At 70.8% G+C, this 706-nt stretch carries 1 protein-coding gene; it reads left to right on the forward strand.

Annotated features, from left to right (window positions below):
- Positions 1-41: 41 nt before the first annotated feature.
- Positions 42-706: ketoacyl-synthetase C-terminal extension domain-containing protein (locus E1294_RS52130; RefSeq protein ID WP_220448463.1), on the forward strand; the 665-nt coding region annotated here is incomplete at its 3' end.

Below are 706 nucleotides of genomic sequence, written 5' to 3' on the forward strand. Positions count from 1 at the left end.
TCATGGCGTTGCGGCATGGGAGGTTGCCGCGCACGTTGCACGTGGATGAGCCGTCGCCGCACGTGGACTGGTCGGCGGGTGCGGTGGAGTTGCTGACCGAGGCCCGTTCCTGGGACGAGCTGGATCGTCCGCGCCGCGCCGCCGTCTCCTCCTTCGGAGTGAGCGGCACCAATGCCCACGTGATCATCGAACAGGGCGACGAGACCGAGGAAACCACGGGCGACGACGGGGCTCTGCCGGTGCTGCCCTGGCTCATCTCGGCCAAGAGTCCCGAGGCGCTGGCCGGGCAGGCCCGGCGGCTCGCCTCGTGGGTGGCGGAACGCCCCGAGCACGACCCGGCCGGGATCGCCTGGACGCTGGCCGGCGGCCGCAGCGTGCTGGAGCACCGCGCGGTCGTCGTGGGCGCCGACCGCGACGAACTGCTGGCCGGGCTGGCGGCGCTGGCTGAGGACCCCTCCGGGGTGATCTCGGGGAGCGGTTCCGGCGGGAAGGTCTCGCTGCTGTTCGCCGGTCAGGGTAGTCAGCGGGTCGGTATGGGCCGGGAGCTGGCCGAGGCGTTCCCCGTGTTCGGCGCTGAGCTGGACGAGATCTGCCGGGTGCTCGACCCGTTGTTGCCGCATCCTTTGCGTGAGGTGATGTTCTCCGATCCTGAGGGTGTGCTGGGCGAGACGGGGATGACGCAGCCTGCGTTGTTCGCTTTCGAGGT

Origin of the sequence: Nonomuraea diastatica, from assembly GCF_004349015.1 — a bacterium.
In the GTDB taxonomy this organism is placed as follows: domain Bacteria; phylum Actinomycetota; class Actinomycetes; order Streptosporangiales; family Streptosporangiaceae; genus Nonomuraea; species Nonomuraea diastatica.